Genomic DNA, 15,689 nt, shown 5'->3' with positions numbered 1-15,689 from the left:
AAGCTGCCTTTTTTTCATAATAAATTAAATATTACAGCCTGACAATTGTAAAAATCACCGAAATTACGGAAATTATAAGAAAAATTTCTTTTTTACTTTATAAAAGTATAAAAAGTTTTAAACATTCAATTTACTTTAACCCTTATATATGTTATTTTATATCTGCAAGCGGATACATTCAAATGTTTTTTAACTATTTGATAAAAACATAAAATGGCAGGTGGTTAGTATGGCGGCAGATGTACTTAAGGCGACGTTGATTGTGGACAAAGCATTTGTGATTGCTGAAGTGGATAAGCGCATATACGGCTCCTTTATCGAGCACTTGGGCAGAGCGGTATACGGCGGAATATATGAACCCGGGCACCCGGCGGCAGATGCGCTCGGCTTCCGGAATGATGTGAAGGGGCTTGTTCAAGAGCTGAATGTGCCGATTATTCGCTACCCCGGAGGCAATTTCGTTTCGGGATACAATTGGGAGGACGGCGTAGGGCCGGTAGAGAACAGACCGCGCAGGCTGGAGCTGGCCTGGAGAACCATAGAACCGAATGAAGTGGGCACCAACGAATTTGCCCAGTGGGCCAAGGATGTGGGCTCGGATGTCATGATGGCCGTTAACCTGGGCACCCGCGGTGTGGATGCGGCCCGCAATCTGCTGGAATACTGCAATCATCCGGGAGGCTCGTACTGGAGCGACCTGCGCCGGAGTCACGGTGTGGAGCAGCCTCACAAGTTCAAGACCTGGTGCCTCGGCAATGAGATGGATGGTCCGTGGCAGATCGGACAGAAGACGGCCGCCGAATACGGCAGACTGGCTTATGAGACCGGAAAAGCGATGCGGCTGGTGGACCCCGATATTGAGCTGGTCTCCTGCGGCAGCTCCAGCTCGGCCATGCCGACCTTCCCGGATTGGGAGGCTATAACGCTGGAGCATACGTATGATGTGGCCGATTATGTATCGCTTCATCAATATTACGGCAACCGTGACAATGATTCGGCCAATTTCCTGGCGCGCAGCATGGATCTGGAGCATTTCATCAAGACGGTGACCGCGACCTGCGATTATATCCAAGCGAAGAAACGCAGCAAGAAGAAGATGAATCTCAGCTTCGACGAGTGGAATGTGTGGTATCATTCCAACGATGCGGACTCGAAGATCGAACCATGGACCGTCGGGCCGCCGCAGTTGGAGGATCATTATAATTTTGAGGATGCGCTGCTCGTTGGCAGCATGCTGATTACCTTTATCCGCCATGCCGACCGGGTGAAGATGGCTTGTCTGGCCCAGCTCGTCAATGTAATCGCGCCGATCATGACAGAAGCGGGCGGAGCCGCCTGGAAGCAGACGATTTTCTATCCATATATGCATGCTTCGAGATACGGACGCGGAATTTCATTGCAGCCGGTGGTAAACAGCCCGAAATACGATGCACAGGATTATACCGATGTTCCTTATTTGGACAGTGCGATCGTATACAACGAAGAAGCCGGTGAGCTGACCATTTTCGCCGTGAACCGCAACTTGGAGGAAGGGCTGCATCTCAGCTGTGATGTCCGGGGATTTGCCGGTTATTCACTGCTGGAACACATCGTGCTTCAGCATGATGATTTGAAGGCCGTCAACAGCGCAGGCGAGGAGCGTGTGAAGCCGCAGCTGATGAAGGATACGACCTGCAAGGACGGCTATGTAGAGACAGTATTACCGAAGGCTTCATGGAATGTAATTCGTCTGGCCAAATAAACCGGACTCGAAAAGAGCTGCTCTGTATAGGGAGTAGCTCTCTTTTGGAAGCAGGCGATTTTGTTACATAAAACGCTTACAACGAAGTGTTAGTTTATATTTATATAAAATGAATCTGAAAGATACCAGAAAAAACATGGTGTTTTCAGTGGTTTATATCGTAAGGATGTACTTTAGTTTTATTAAGTGTAAAAAGATTTATATTTTTATATTTACAAGCGTAATATTGTATGATATTTTATAACTGTAAGCGAATTCATTAAATGATACATGAAACGGTTTATAAGAATTTAAAGTAGTTACTTACACAGGGTTCGTTGTTTGCAAAAACATTTTGTAGATAATTGACTAAAATCAGTACATTAGGAGGAGAAAGTGTTGAAGAAAAAGTGGGGTTTTTCAGTATTAGCTTCTGTACTTTTATTATCCACGGTTTTGACAGGTTGCGGTGGGGACGACAATACAAAGACAATTACGTTCTGGACGCCGCTGACTGGTGATGACGGTGCTTATATGGATCAGCTGGTCAAGGATTACAATGCAACCAATCCGGAGATTAAAGTGAAACACGTCATTACGGCCGATATGTATACCAAGATATCTACTGTTCTGAGCTCCGGTAAAGGGGTTCCGGATCTGTCCATCATCCATGCGGACCGCGTACCGGGTTATGTGAAGCAGGGTGTACTGGAGCCGATGACTGACGTGATCGCTGCGCAGCCGGAACTGAAGCAGGACAACTATCTGCCGCAGGCATGGTCGACTGGAACCATCGACAATGTTCAGTATTCAGTGCCGCTTGATATTCACGCTAACGTTATGTATTACAATAAGGATTTGCTTGCGAAATACGGTGTGGAATCCTTCCTCGACGACAATGTGGTAACCATCGATGAAATGCTGTCGCTGCAAGGCAAGCTGGACGAAGGCGATTATGTAGTGAATGACGCTCTCCTGGGCTGGGTCATCCTGGCGCAAATCCAGAACCTTGGCGGAGACATCCAGCAGGATGGAAAGCCTGCAGTGAACACTCCGGTAATGAAGCAGGCGTTCGAAGAGGTTAAGAAGGTTAATGATGCCGGCCTGATGACTCCATTCGGCGAAGACGGCTACCTGATGTTCCAATCCGGCAACGTTCTGTTCTCCACAGACGGTACCTGGAGCTCCACGGCACATGCCGGCGTTGAAGGCCTGAACTTCGGGGTTACCAATGTATACTCCACTTCCGCCGACAAGTTCACGAACAGAGGCTCCTCCCACTTGTTCGCGATGCTGAAGAACGAAGACAGATCCGAAGAGAAAGTGGCAGGTATTGGCCAGTTCCTGGAATTCATCCGTGCCAACTCGATGGAATGGGCGAAAGCCGGTCAGATCGTAGCCTCGAAGCAAGTGAATGAAAGCCCTGAATACAAGAATTATATGCAATCCTTCTTCACCTCCGATGAAAAAGAAACTCAGTCCCTTTACATCTACACCTACGAATACTATCCATACATTGCTGAAGCTGTAGACACTTATTGCGGCGATATCGTCCGCGGCAATGTCGATATCGACGAGACGCTGCAGACCATGCAGAAATTCGTAGAAGACAAGATTGCCGAAAGCGCGGGCGCAGCGCAGTAACAGATAAAGGAAATGACTGCATAAAGCAATGTGCCGATTACGGTACATTGCTTTGTGCCAAAGGAGAAAAGATTGCTTATGAAAAAGAAAATGAGTCTGGCTCCAGCTTTCTTTGTAGGTCCGCACATCATATTATTTCTTATCTTTATTCTGCTGCCGACCATTTACGGGATATACGCATCCTTCACCAAGTGGAACCTGATGAGCGACCCGACATGGGTAGGTCTCGACAACTACAGAACCATTCTGTTTGACGGCACATCTACCTTCCATACGCAATTTACCAACGGTCTCAAGAACACGCTGCTCTTCGTGCTCTTTACCGTGCCTGTCCTGATTGTGCTTCCGCTCCTGATTGCCGTTGCCCTCGAACATAAGAAAGTAAAGGGTAAGGGTCTGATTCAGGCTGTTCTTTATGTTCCGGGCCTGATCTCCATTTCTGCCGGTGCGCTGATCTGGCTTCTGCTGTTCAATAAACAGCTGGGCTTCGTAGGCAATCTGTTCAACTCCGATGTCTCCTGGCCGGCCAACCAGCCGTATGCCTGGATCATCATTATTGTCATTACAGTCTGGGGCGGCGTCGGGGGCAACCTGATTATTTACCGCGCATCTATCAGCGGTGTAGCCCAGGACCTCTATGAGTCGGCGTCCATCGACGGCGCCGGTCCGATCCGCAGATTCGCGAGCATTACGTTGCCTTCCATCCGCTTCCCGCTGATCTATACCTTTGTCATGACTACCGCCGGCGCGTTCAACGTCTTTGGCCAGCCGCTCATGATGACCGACGGCGGACCGCGCCAAAGCACGCATGTTCTGATGATGTATATCCGCCAGTTAGCCTTCGGCAACGGGGAATCCATTGCAGGGATGGCTTCGGCGATGGCGGTGCTGCTGGGTATCGTTATCCTCATCATCTCGGCTCTGCAGTATTACGTGATGAACCGGAATGCGGCTTAAGTGCACGGGCACGGATGAAACTGGAATTTGAAAAGGCGGGTGTAATCATATGTCAAATCAGATGGCGGAGCAAGTGAACAAGAGTCCGTTAATCAATAATAGCAAAGCAAAAAAAGGCTCCAGTATCAGCATTTCCAAATATATCTCCTATCTGTTCTTGCTTATTTTGTGCGTAATTTGGATTGTTCCGGTTGTCTTCGGGATCACTACCTCTTTCCGTTCGCAGACCGAAGTGGTCTCCTCCGGATTCCGTCTGTTTCCGAAGGAATGGATATTTGACAACTATGTCACCATTCTGGAGAACACATCAACGGCACCTATCCTGCGCTGGCTGGTTAACTCGCTGTATATCGCCTCACTGCACACGTTCCTCGTAGTGGTGGTCATCTCGATTACCGGCTACGGCTATTCACGGATGAACTTCAAGGGACGGGACACCCTCTTTTTCACCTTGATGGGGATTTCCTTCTTCCCGGGCGTTGTAAACCTGATTCCTTCCTACAAAATTATCGACAGCCTTGGTTGGGTCAACTCTGCATGGGCGATGATTATTCCGGGTCTGGCCGGTATGGGCAACATCTTCCTTGTAAGACAGTTTATGCGGGGCATTCCCAAGGATCTCGATGAATCCGCACATGTGGACGGCGCCGGACATTTCCGGATTTATTGGTCCATCATTATGCCGCTCGTTAGACCGGTATTGATTGTATGCGCACTGTTCTCCTTTACGGGCTCGTGGAATGACTTCCTGTGGCCGGTTATCGTATTTACCGATGTGGACAAAATGCCGGTAACGGCGGGGCTCTTGCTGCTGCAGGATATTTACGGAAACTACCGGATGATCGGCCAATTGATGGGCTCGGCGATCCTGGCGATTATTCCGACACTTGTCATCTTCCTGTTCGCGCAGAAATATTTTACGCAATCCATTAACCTGAATTCCGGGATAAAGGGCTAAACAAAAAAACGCCCAAGGAGTGAGAAGCCGATGACTGTAAATCTTAGAATCAATGCCGATGTTCCTGTACATCGGATCAGCAAATATTTGTACGGGCATTTCGCCGAGCATTTGGGCAGATGTATCTATGAAGGGCTATGGGTCGGAGAAGATTCGCCGGTCCCGAATACCGACGGAATACGCAACGATGTCGTATCTGCACTGAAAGAGCTGAAGATTCCCGTATTGCGTTGGCCGGGAGGCTGTTTTGCCGATGAATATCACTGGAAGGACGGCATCGGCCGGCCGGAGGAACGCAAACGCATGATCAACACCCATTGGGGCGGAGTCGTGGAAGACAACCGCTTCGGCACGCATGAATTCTTCCGTCTATGCGAGCTGCTGGAGTGTGAGCCGTATATTTGCGGCAATGTCGGCAGCGGCACGGTCCAGGAGATGGCCGAATGGGTCGAGTATATGACCTTTGACGGCGAATCGCCGATGGCGGCTCTGCGGGAAGAGAACGGGCAGAAGGAGCCGTGGAAGCTGAAATATTTCGGTGTAGGCAACGAGAATTGGGGCTGCGGAGGCAATATGCGCCCGGAATATTACAGCGACCTGTACCGCCGCTATCAGACCTATGCCCGCAATTATGGCGATAACCGGCTTTATAAGGTTGCCGGCGGCGCCAACATTGACGATTACCACTGGACTGAGGTGCTGATGCGCGAATCGGGGCGCTTCATGGACGGCTTGAGCCTGCACTACTATACGATTCCCGGAAGCTGGGAAGAGAAGCGCTCTGCATTGGGCTTTGAAGCGGACGAGTGGTTCGAGACGATGAAGAAATCACTATATATGGATGAGCTGATTACGCGCCACTCCGCAATAATGGATCAATATGACCCGGAGCGGCGGGTAGGATTGATTATAGATGAATGGGGCACCTGGTTCCTCAGTGAGCCGGGGACGAACCCGGGCTTCCTGTATCAGCAGAACACGCTGCGCGATGCTCTGGTGGCGGGAATTCACCTGAACATATTCCAGAAGCACAGCGGTCGTGTGCACATGGCGAACCTGGCGCAGATGGTCAATGTGCTGCAGGCGTTAATTCTGACCGAAGGCGAGCAGATGCTGCTTACGCCGACTTACCATGTACTCAACATGTACAAGGTGCATCAGGACAATGATTTGCTGGAGGTTGCTTATGATAGTCCGGTTTACAGTCTCGGCGGGGATCAAATTCCGCAGCTGAGCGTCACAGCCTCCCGCGATGAAGCGGGCAAGCTATATGTGTCCATCTGCAATCTGAGCCATGTTGACGGTGCCTGCCTCAAGGTTGCCGTCGACGGTCTGCAGGCCGGTTCTGTAACCGGACAGATTCTGACGCATAAAGACCTGGATGCCCACAATACATTCCAGTCACCGGACAATGTGGCGCCGGTTCCTTATAATGGTGCAACCCTCAAGGACGGCTTGCTGACCTGCGAGCTGCCGCCGGCTTGTGTCGCCGTTCTGACCCTGGAGTAGCCATAGTACCTGGGGAGAGAAGGAACGGCAGGCCGCAGCGTCTTGGTCCGTCCGTTCTTTCTGCTCTCCCTGCAGAAATAAAGTATAAGACTAAAGGAGAAACCATTATGAGCAGAAACAGAGAATACAATAATCCGCTGATCGAGCAGCGTGCCGATCCATGGGTATATAAGCATAGCGACGGATATTATTACTTTACGGCTTCGGTACCGGAATACGACCGGATTGAAGTGCGCAGAGCCAAGACCCTTGAAGGCCTGCGGGATGCCGAACCGGCGGTAGCCTGGCGCAAATATGAGACCGGCCCGCTAAGTGCCAATATCTGGGCCCCGGAGATTCACTACATCGACGGCAAATGGTATATCTATTTCGCCGCAGCCCGTACGACCGAGACTAACGAAGGGCTGTTCGACCATCGTATGTTCGCCCTGGAGAACGAATCGGCTAATCCGCTGGAAGGCACATGGACCGAGAAAGGCCAGGTCAAGACCGCTTGGGAATCCTTCGCCCTGGATGCAACTTCATTCGAACATAAGGGTGTCCGCTATTATGTATGGGCACAGAAGGACCCGGAAATTCCCGGCAACTCCAATCTGTACATCTCGGAGATGAGCAATCCATGGACACTTAAGGGCAAGCAGACGATGATCGCCACTCCTGAATATGAATGGGAGAAAATCGGTTTTCTGGTCAATGAGGGTGCTGCGGTGCTGAAACGGAACGGGCGCATCTTCATGAGCTTCTCGGGAAGCGCCACCGACCACAACTACTGCATGGGATTGCTCTATGCCGATGAGGACAGCGACCTGCTCGATGCTGCGTCGTGGACCAAGCTGCCGGAGCCGGTATTCCAGACCTCCGAGGAGAACGGACAATACGGTCCGGGCCACAACAGCTTCACCGTCAACGAAGACGGGGAGGATGTGCTGATCTACCACTGCCGCAATTATAAGGAGATTACCGGTGATCCGCTCTATGATCCGAACCGCCATACCCGTGCGCAGGTGCTGGCCTGGAACGAAGACGGCACTCCGCATTTCGGTGTTCCGGTAAAGGACAGCCGCAAGCAGGAAGGTTAATGAGGAAAAGACTGGATATAACAACGGAGATTGTCCGGTTGTAACTGGGAACAACTGAAGAGAACCGGCAACAACGAGAGACAACCGGGAACATCCGGGAACAACCGAAACCACCGGAACCGACTGGAACCGTGCGGAACCAACCGGAACCAACGGAGGCAATCGCAACCGGTGTCAACCGGCGCATAGAGGGCAGCCCTGCACGCTTAGTTAAGCGAGCGGGGCTGCCCTCTATAATTATAATCAGTTGTCCGTAAGGATGATCAGCGCTCCAATAATGGAGAAGCTTCTCTCATTAACCGCCTAACGGACTTCAATGCGGTTGTTTTATCTATTCAGACTTTCTTGACTGGGTAAAGGACCGTACAGGTATTGCGCTTGTTTGAGAATGATAACGCATACATCTCTCTGTTCAGCCGAAATAAGTGCCGCTGTGTCCGATCATCGGGCGATAACGGGCTTAATAACGAAATAACGTCTGTGTGGTCTGCAAGCCAATAGGAAGCTCCGGTGGCCCCGGAGATTTACGCTTTATGCTTATTATTCATAGAATAACAGCCGTTTGGCATAGGCATTCCGGTATTCGGACGGGGTCAGGCCGACGATTTTCTTGAAGGATTTCATAAAGTTATGAGCATCCTTATATCCCAGTTCCTGCGAGACCTCGGTGATATTCCGGTTGGTATCCGTGAGCAGAAATTTCGCCAGCTCCATCCGCTGCTGCAGAATGAACTGCTTCAGGGAAGTCCCGGAGATCGTAGTGAACAGGTGCGAGAGGTATTTCTCATTGTAGCCGAAATAATCGGCAATTTGTGAGACCTTGATCTGTTGGCTGCGGCTCCATTTGATATAGTCGACAATGTCGTTGTAAAGCTGCTCCTGCTTCGTCTTCCGCGGCGGATGCTGCACACTGTGGAAAACCTGGCTGTAGAGCTCGCACAATACGGCGGTCGACATATAATTGTTCAGCGTCTTCTGGTTATAGCCGCGCACGCAATCCTGCAGCTGTTTCATCAGGACAATGATCTTCTCCGGACTCTTCAGCTCTCCATATTGCGGGAGGATCAGCTTGTGCTCCTCCGGCTCTCCCGGCGGGGCGGTTAGGTCTAAGGATTGGACCGGCTGCGGCGTCCTGAAGTGCAGCCAGTAGAAGCTGCAGGAAGATGCCCGGTATCCGTATTGCCGCGTGTGAGGCGGCAGAAGCAGATATTCGCCCGGGGCTACAGTGAAATGCTGCTGATCCCCGGCAAGATAAAGCACGCCTTCGGTCATCACGATCAGTTCATAGTCCTGCAAAATCCGGCTCATATGGATCCAATCGGGGGAGGGGGCGAGAAATTTGCCCGTGATCTCCAGATCCACCGGTGTCTCCACTCTTAGCTCATAGGCAATCATAGCTGTACCCCTTTGCTTATTGTACGCATTTATTAGACTCATAACTTCATAGCTTCATTCAGTATAAGCACAGCCGCCTGCCAGTTCAATGGATAGGCAAAAAGCTGTTCCGGCGCAGAGCCCGCTGCAACCGGAACAGCTTCCAGCTTTCAGGCTAAGCCTGAATAATATCGACAGTATACTCCATTGTGGCTTCCTGGTCCTCTGCCTTGACGGCAACATGCAGCGAAGCGGCGGCGCCTTCCTTCAGCATAACCTCTCTGGGCAGCGTATCTTCGATCAGAACGCCGTCCACATAAACCAAGGCATTCTTATGCTGCGGCGTGGCCTTCAGTGTTATCCGTCCGGTACCGGCCGGAACAGTAAGCGTATAAACCGGATGCTTGCCGGTGAAAGCAGGGGACAGCTCCCCAGTACTGAATTCCAGCGACTGCAGCTCAGCATTGCCGTCGAAGCCGGTCATCATGCGCAGCAGGTCAAAGATCCCGTTCTCCTGTCCGGGGATGACGAATTTGACCTCGACCTGGCTCTTGCCGCGGGTGAGGGCGGCCGGCAGCGGGTAGAGCTTCGTGTAGAAGCTGCGCGGCTCATCGGTATGCAGGGTCTCGCTGACCAGCAGCTCCCCGTCAATATAGATAGCGATATCCTTGCCGTTGCTGCCCCAGAAATAGGTTACGGACAGGAAATTGTCCTCCTCCGGTGCGGTTCTCATCCGGTAGCTGAACCAGCCGCCTTTCTCCGCTTTGCGGATATTGTATCCGTCCCAGGTCGCTACGGTGGTCTGCTCGCCCTTCACGCCATGCTCCAGCTCGTATTGATCGTTGCCTACCGGCAGGCTGTCCAGGGTCGCATCCGCTACCCGCTGGCGCAGCTTGCCCTGCAGGAGATGCTGCTGCAGCTCCGGTGAATCGGCTTCGACCAGCCGCCAATACATCCCGTACCGCTCGCTATGCTGCTTGTAATGCGGAGTGAAGACCAGCCGCTGATCTTCGTCCGTACCGCGCAGGGTGAAGGCAAGTCCGCCTTCCGTCTGCACGAAATTTCCGGCGAAGTCCGTTAGCCATGCGTCCGGTGAGGTCTGCAGGGTGAGGAAATCCTTCACCAGCATGTTCCGCGTCGGCACGCTGACGTCCACGCCGGTTGCGGATACCGCCATATCTTCCTGTCCCAGCGCCGCGCTCAGTACGGCCGGGCCGTATTTGAAAGCGACGACGTGGGGCGCATCGGGCAATGTGTAGTAAGCCGGCTTCATCGGCAGGTGGAGCGTCAGGCTGTCCCCGCTGGCCCATACTCTGTTCAGTACGGCGTAACGTCCTTCCACGGTGAAGCCGGCCGGTTCACCGTTCAGCAGCAGCTCGGGTGATCCGGCAATCCAGTCGGGAATCCGCAGCTTCAGGGCCAGCGGCTGAGCAGCCGGGCTGAGCACTTCCAGCTCGAAATGCACGGTGTCCCGATCAGGAAGCGCAGCACGCTGTACCAGCTTGAGGCCGTGTTCTTCCGAGACCAATGCCGAGCTAAGGTATTGGTTCACATAGATACCTTCGGCATCATAAAAGTAAATACTGTCATTCAGCTTGGTGAAGCTCTCCATTCCGGTTCCCGTGCAGCACCAGAAATGCTCGAAGGGTGAGCTGTAGACCTTGAAATAGCCGGTGGCCATCGGCTGGAAGTACATCGTCATCCCTGTGTGCGGATGCTGGGAGGAGAGGATGGCGTTAATGAACGTATTCTCATAGAAATCGGCGTACTTCACGTCTCCGGTCAGCTTGAACAGCTCACGGGACAGCTTCAGCATATTGTAGCTGTTGCAGGTCTCGGCGGTGAAGTTCGAGCGTTCGCGGTCGAGCAGGTCAGGGTCGCCGAAATGCTCCCACTCGCTGTTGCCGCCGGTAATATAGCTGTGATGGTTGACGACCATCTCCCAGAACTGCTGCGCCGCTTCCAGGTAGAAGACCTCGCTCTCGCCCAGGACGCGGTACCGGTTCAGAGCGCCGATGAACTTCGGAATGGTGGTGTTGGCGTGCTTACCCTTCAGAATATCCCTGCCTTCACGAACCGGGGTGAACAGGCTCAGCTCGTCGAAGCAATGGGCGGCGTGCAGATGGAGCTTGCTGCCGGTGATCTTGTACACATCGTACAGACAGTCGTTCATTCCGCCATATTCTACGGACAGCACCTGGGCTTGCAGCTCAGGGGACCAGGCAGAGGCTCTGTTGTACACCCAGTCGCCCAGCTTGCCGACAATGTCGAGAGCGGTTTCATTACCGGTGGCGGAATATACCGCCGTCAGCCCGGAAATGATCTTGTGCATGGTGTACCAGGGAACCCAGGCCGGCTTCCGGTTCTCCACGTTGTCGAATAACACCTCCGGGAAGGCCGACAGGTAGCCGTTGTCATGCTGGCAAAGGGCCAGCTCGGATATCAGATATTTCAGCCGCAGAGCGATTTCGTCATCCCCGGTGCCGGAGTATGCCTGGGCAAGTGCAGCAAGATAATGTCCCAGGGTGTGGCCGCGGATTTCCGTGCTCTCCCAGCCGGGATACTTGTCCTTCCTGGGCGCAAGGCCCCGGGTCTCACGGAAGCCGGCCAGCAGCCGGTCCGGGTCGTAGCTCTTGAGGTAAGCAATCTCCTTGGCGAAGGCATTGCCGAAATAAGGGTCGCTTACGTTCACCTGATCCATGCGGAAATCCTTGATGTCGCCGCGGTCCGCCGTCAGCTGCGGGGTTGTTCCAACAGGCATATTTTATCACCATTCCTATACGTATTCAGTGCCGCTTCAGGCAATGTAGATTACATAAATAAGCCTATAGATAAAGTGTTTTTGCGTAAATGGCTGCAGCGGCTGAATAAGTGTGAAAAGGTTAGATTTATCTGGCTCTTCCGGACGCTTGACGAGATGCCCTGCAAGCCAAAAAGAAGCGCACCGCCGGGCGGTGCGCTTCGAGTAACGTCAGGGTTAAGGAGTGTACTGCTGAACGATGGAGACGACTTCGCCGTCCCGGATGGTCAAATGATACGGAGACTGGCTCAGGTCGATGATATCCTTCTTGGCAAATTCACCGGTGAATTGGCTTAAGGCTATCTCCTCGTTCCAGTTAATATCCAGATCCTCTATGTTGCCTGTGCGGTCGTGGATTTGCATGACCACCTTGGCGTCCGGCGCTACCGGATAAGAGGCTAAGGTGTCGCTGTCGTTGATAATATAATAGCCATCCGGTGCCCCGCCCAGTTCGGCTGCGCTTTCCGGATCACGCTCTGCGAATACTTTGTCGGCTGCGGGACCTTCGTACCAGCCGATTTCATCTGCGTCCAGGACCAGCTTATGGCCATGAGACTGCAGCGAGTCGATGTATACGGTGAATTCCCGGTCGGAATTTCCGCTTTGCGCCTCCGCCCGCGACAGAGATGTGCTTGCCGTCGATGCGAGGGAAAGACTAAGCAGAAGCAGTGCGGGCAGCACGTAGGCAGATCTTTTTGAATTCATGATGATTTCCCCCTTGGCATAATTCATTACGGTCAGATAGGTCTATATACCTCTTTACCCCCAGCTATCGTTCTTAAACGGGGGATGTACAACTATAAACGAATCTCTGCAAAAAATGTTGCAACAAATTCATGCTTCGTTACTTCTATTAGACGCCGCAGTCCTCCCGTTCCCTGCATGCAACAAATTCCATTCCGCCGGGCATATTAAATTATCCGATTTATAGTCCGGAGGTGACGGCAGAGAGTGGCGAACATTTGGAGAATTTACCGCAGGGATTGGCTTAATCTGTTCAAGGCGCCGGTGGCGCTGCTGCTGGTCTGCGCCCTGATCGTGCTCCCGTCGGTCTATGACTGGGTGAATGTAGCTGCGGTGTGGGACCCTTACAGCAATACTTCAGGAATCCGGATTGCTGTGGTGAATCTGGATGAGGGGACCAGTGTGGAGGGGCAGCAGTTTAATATCGGCGGGCAGGTACTGGATAGTCTGCGCGGGAACAGGACGCTTGGCTGGATCTTTACGGATGAGAAGACAGCCCGCAGCGGCGTCCGGCGGGGCGATTATTATGCGAGCATCGTGATTCCGGCCGATTTCTCCCGCAAGCTGGGAGGCCTTCTGGAGGGCAGACTGGACAAGCCGCAGCTCATATACACCGTCAATGAGAAAATCAATGCGATCGCTCCCAAAATCACGGCCAAAGGCGCCTCGACCATTACGGCGCAAATCGGCGAGCATTTCACGCAGGAGATCAGCAGTACCGTACTGACAGCTCTCCGCGGAATCGACCGCGAGTTTCAGGCTGAGCTGCCTGTAATCCGGCGCGTGGAGCAGGGACTGTTCACCTTGGAGGCGCATCTGCCGGAGCTGGAGGAAGCCGGAAGGCTGGTGCTGAAGCTGGAGCGGCAATGGCCGGAAATAGCGGCCCAGGCGCAGACGCTCACTGCACTGACGGACAGGCTGCCTGCGCTGGAGCGCGCCGGCCAGGCGGCGCAGGCGCTGGATGCAGACTGGCCGCAGCTCAGCGCGGCCGCAGAACGTCTGCGTCCGCTGCAGGCGCAGCTGCCGGGGCTTATGCAGGCGGCGCAGCAGACCGCCGCCCTGGCTGGGCAATTCGGCCGGGTGGACGAATTGCTGGAGGCGGCCTCCGCCCGGCTGGCGGAAGCGGAGACCGCCGTGGCCGCCGCCGCGGACAGGCTGCCGGACGCGGCGCAGTTCACCGCTGCCGCTGAGCTGGAGCGGCAGCTGCAGCAGTACCTGGCGGCGAACGGCGACGCCTTCGCCGCCGTTCCGGCAGTGCTGCAGCAGAATTTGCTCCTGCTGCAGCAGACCGGCCACGCGGCCGTGCTTCTGGCCGGCCGGCTGGAGGGCGGCGCGGAGCCCGCCGCGCCGCAGCTGCGCAGCGCCTCCGCCGAGCTCGCGGCGGGGAGCGCTGCGCTCGGGGATGCGGCCGCGCTGCTGGCCGCAGTGCATGCGCTCGCGCCGGATGCCGTGTCCGGCGCGGAGCTGCAGGGCCTGCGCGCCGCGCAGCAGCGCTACGGCGCGGGGGCGGAGCAGGCCGGGAGGCTGGCGGCCGGCCTGGAGAAGGGCGGCGAGCCGGCGGCGGCGCAGCTCGCGCAGTTCAGCGAGACCGCGCAGCAGGGTCTCGAAGCGCTGGAGCGGTTCGCCGCCGGATACAGCGGCAAGACGCAGCCCGCGCTGCGTCAGTCGCTCAGCCGGCTTACCGCCAGCGCGGCGGATGCCTCCGGCACGCTGGCGAATGTGCCGCAGCAGCTGGAGGCCCTCTCATCGCTGCTGGCCGAAGCGCAGGAAGCGATTGCCTTCGGCGGGACCCGGCTGGCGGCGCTGCGGGAGGAGCTGCCCGCGGTCCGTAGCGGGCTGCAGGCTGCTGCGGACGGAACGGCAGAGCGGCTGGCGGCGCTGAGCGGGCTGTTCACGGAGACGCTGCCGCGTATCGAGAGCGGCCTGCCTGCCGCAGGCGCGGCGGTGCACCGCGCCGCCGAATTCGCCCGCACGGACCTGCCCGCGGCTGAAGAGCGGCTGCGCGAGGCTGCACAGCTGGTAGAGGGCGGACTGCCGCAGGCCGGCAGAGGCGTATCGCGTGCTGCCGGGCTGGTGCGCAGCGATCTGCCCGCGCTGGAAGCCGCCATACAGAAAGCGGCAGCCACGGTGCGCAGCGTCAAGGAAGACGTAAACCTGGATGAGCTGGCTCAACTTCTGGGGGGAGATATCAAGACCACCAGCGATTTCCTGGCCAGTCCGGTAGAGCTGAAGGAGCATGCGCTGTACCCGATCCCCAATTACGGCTCGGCAATGACGCCGTTCTATGTCGTGCTGTCCCTCTGGGTGGGCGGGACGCTGCTGGTATCGCTGCTGCGCACGACAGTAGAGGACACCGGCGGGATGGCTTACAGCAGCCGGCAGAAGTACTTCGGCCGGCTGTTGACCTTTATGACGATCGGCGTGCTGCAGGCGCTGGTTGCCGGGCTCGGCAACCTGTTTCTCCTGGGAGGCTATGCCGCCAATCGGGCAGGGTTTGTACTGGCCGCGCTGCTGATCAGCCTGGTGTTTGTAACCATTATTTATTCTCTGGTCGCCGTATTCGGCAATATCGGCAAGGGCATTGCCATCATCTTCATGGTGCTGCAGTTCTCCAGCTCGGGCGGCACCTTTCCCGTCAGCACCACGGGGCACTGGTTCCAGCTGCTGCATCCGTTCATGCCCTTTACGTATGCAATCAGCCTGATGAGGGAAACGGTAGGCGGAGTGGTTCCGGAGGTGGCGATCCGCGACGTTCTGCTCCTGCTGCTCTCCGGCCTGCTCGCCATGCTGCTGGCGCTGACGCTGCAAAAACCGCTGGAGCCCTTTATCCGGAAGGCTGCCGAGCGGGCGGAGAAATCCCGTCTGATCTCTTGATGAACAGGCTCCCTGTTGTTGGTATAATGG

The 15,689-nt window shown here is 54.7% G+C and carries 10 protein-coding genes; 7 read left to right on the top strand and 3 right to left on the bottom strand.

All coding sequences use genetic code 11. The features are described 5' to 3' along the window. Window positions 1–229: 229 nt before the first annotated feature. The 6 genes from arfA to F1379_RS24530 all read left to right on the top strand — a co-directional run bounded on the left by arfA (window position 230) and on the right by F1379_RS24530 (window position 7,867). Window positions 230–1,741 (top strand): arabinosylfuranosidase ArfA, encoded by a 1,512-nt coding sequence (gene arfA / locus F1379_RS24555; RefSeq protein WP_150275016.1) that lies wholly within the window; start codon window positions 230–232, stop codon window positions 1,739–1,741. Between the two features lie 375 nt (window positions 1,742–2,116). Next, window positions 2,117–3,364, top strand: a complete 1,248-nt coding sequence (locus F1379_RS24550; protein WP_150275014.1) for an extracellular solute-binding protein — start codon at window positions 2,117–2,119, stop codon at window positions 3,362–3,364. A 78-nt stretch (window positions 3,365–3,442) separates the two neighbouring features. Then, window positions 3,443–4,321: a carbohydrate ABC transporter permease gene (locus F1379_RS24545; protein ID WP_150275012.1), complete on the top strand. Its 879-nt coding sequence runs from the start codon at window positions 3,443–3,445 to the stop codon at window positions 4,319–4,321. Between the two features lie 49 nt (window positions 4,322–4,370). Beyond that, window positions 4,371–5,279 carry a carbohydrate ABC transporter permease gene (locus tag F1379_RS24540; protein ID WP_150275010.1) on the top strand — a complete coding sequence of 303 codons (909 nt, stop codon included), beginning with the start codon at window positions 4,371–4,373 and terminating at the stop codon, window positions 5,277–5,279. Window positions 5,280–5,309: 30 nt separating this feature from the next. Next, window positions 5,310–6,788 (top strand): alpha-N-arabinofuranosidase, encoded by a 1,479-nt coding sequence (locus tag F1379_RS24535; RefSeq protein WP_150275008.1) that lies wholly within the window; start codon window positions 5,310–5,312, stop codon window positions 6,786–6,788. Window positions 6,789–6,895: 107 nt separating this feature from the next. Further along, complete coding sequence (locus F1379_RS24530) at window positions 6,896–7,867, top strand: glycoside hydrolase family 43 protein (RefSeq protein ID WP_150275006.1); 972 nt, start codon at window positions 6,896–6,898, stop codon at window positions 7,865–7,867. 540 nt (window positions 7,868–8,407) lie between these two features. On the opposite strand, the gene F1379_RS24525 is transcribed toward F1379_RS24530, so the two are convergent. The 3 genes from F1379_RS24525 to F1379_RS24515 form a co-directional block, all read right to left on the bottom strand. Continuing rightward, window positions 8,408–9,262, bottom strand: coding sequence for an AraC family transcriptional regulator (locus tag F1379_RS24525; RefSeq protein ID WP_150275004.1), 855 nt, complete (start codon window positions 9,260–9,262; stop codon window positions 8,408–8,410). 154 nt (window positions 9,263–9,416) lie between these two features. Then, complete coding sequence (locus tag F1379_RS24520) at window positions 9,417–12,002, bottom strand: beta-L-arabinofuranosidase domain-containing protein (RefSeq protein WP_150275002.1); 2,586 nt, start codon at window positions 12,000–12,002, stop codon at window positions 9,417–9,419. Between the two features lie 216 nt (window positions 12,003–12,218). After that, window positions 12,219–12,746: a hypothetical protein gene (locus tag F1379_RS24515; protein ID WP_150274999.1), complete on the bottom strand. Its 528-nt coding sequence runs from the start codon at window positions 12,744–12,746 to the stop codon at window positions 12,219–12,221. A 246-nt stretch (window positions 12,747–12,992) separates the two neighbouring features. Here F1379_RS24515 and F1379_RS24510 point away from each other — a divergent pair, with 246 nt between their 5' ends. Continuing rightward, window positions 12,993–15,659: a YhgE/Pip domain-containing protein gene (locus F1379_RS24510; RefSeq protein WP_150274997.1), complete on the top strand. Its 2,667-nt coding sequence runs from the start codon at window positions 12,993–12,995 to the stop codon at window positions 15,657–15,659. The last annotated feature ends 30 nt before the right edge of the window (window positions 15,660–15,689 follow it).

This window comes from Paenibacillus tepidiphilus, from assembly GCF_008635795.1.
In the GTDB taxonomy this organism is placed as follows: domain Bacteria; phylum Bacillota; class Bacilli; order Paenibacillales; family Paenibacillaceae; genus Paenibacillus_AQ; species Paenibacillus_AQ tepidiphilus.
Note: the sequence above shows the minus strand (reverse complement) of the source record. Positions and strands in the feature narration are given on the sequence as shown.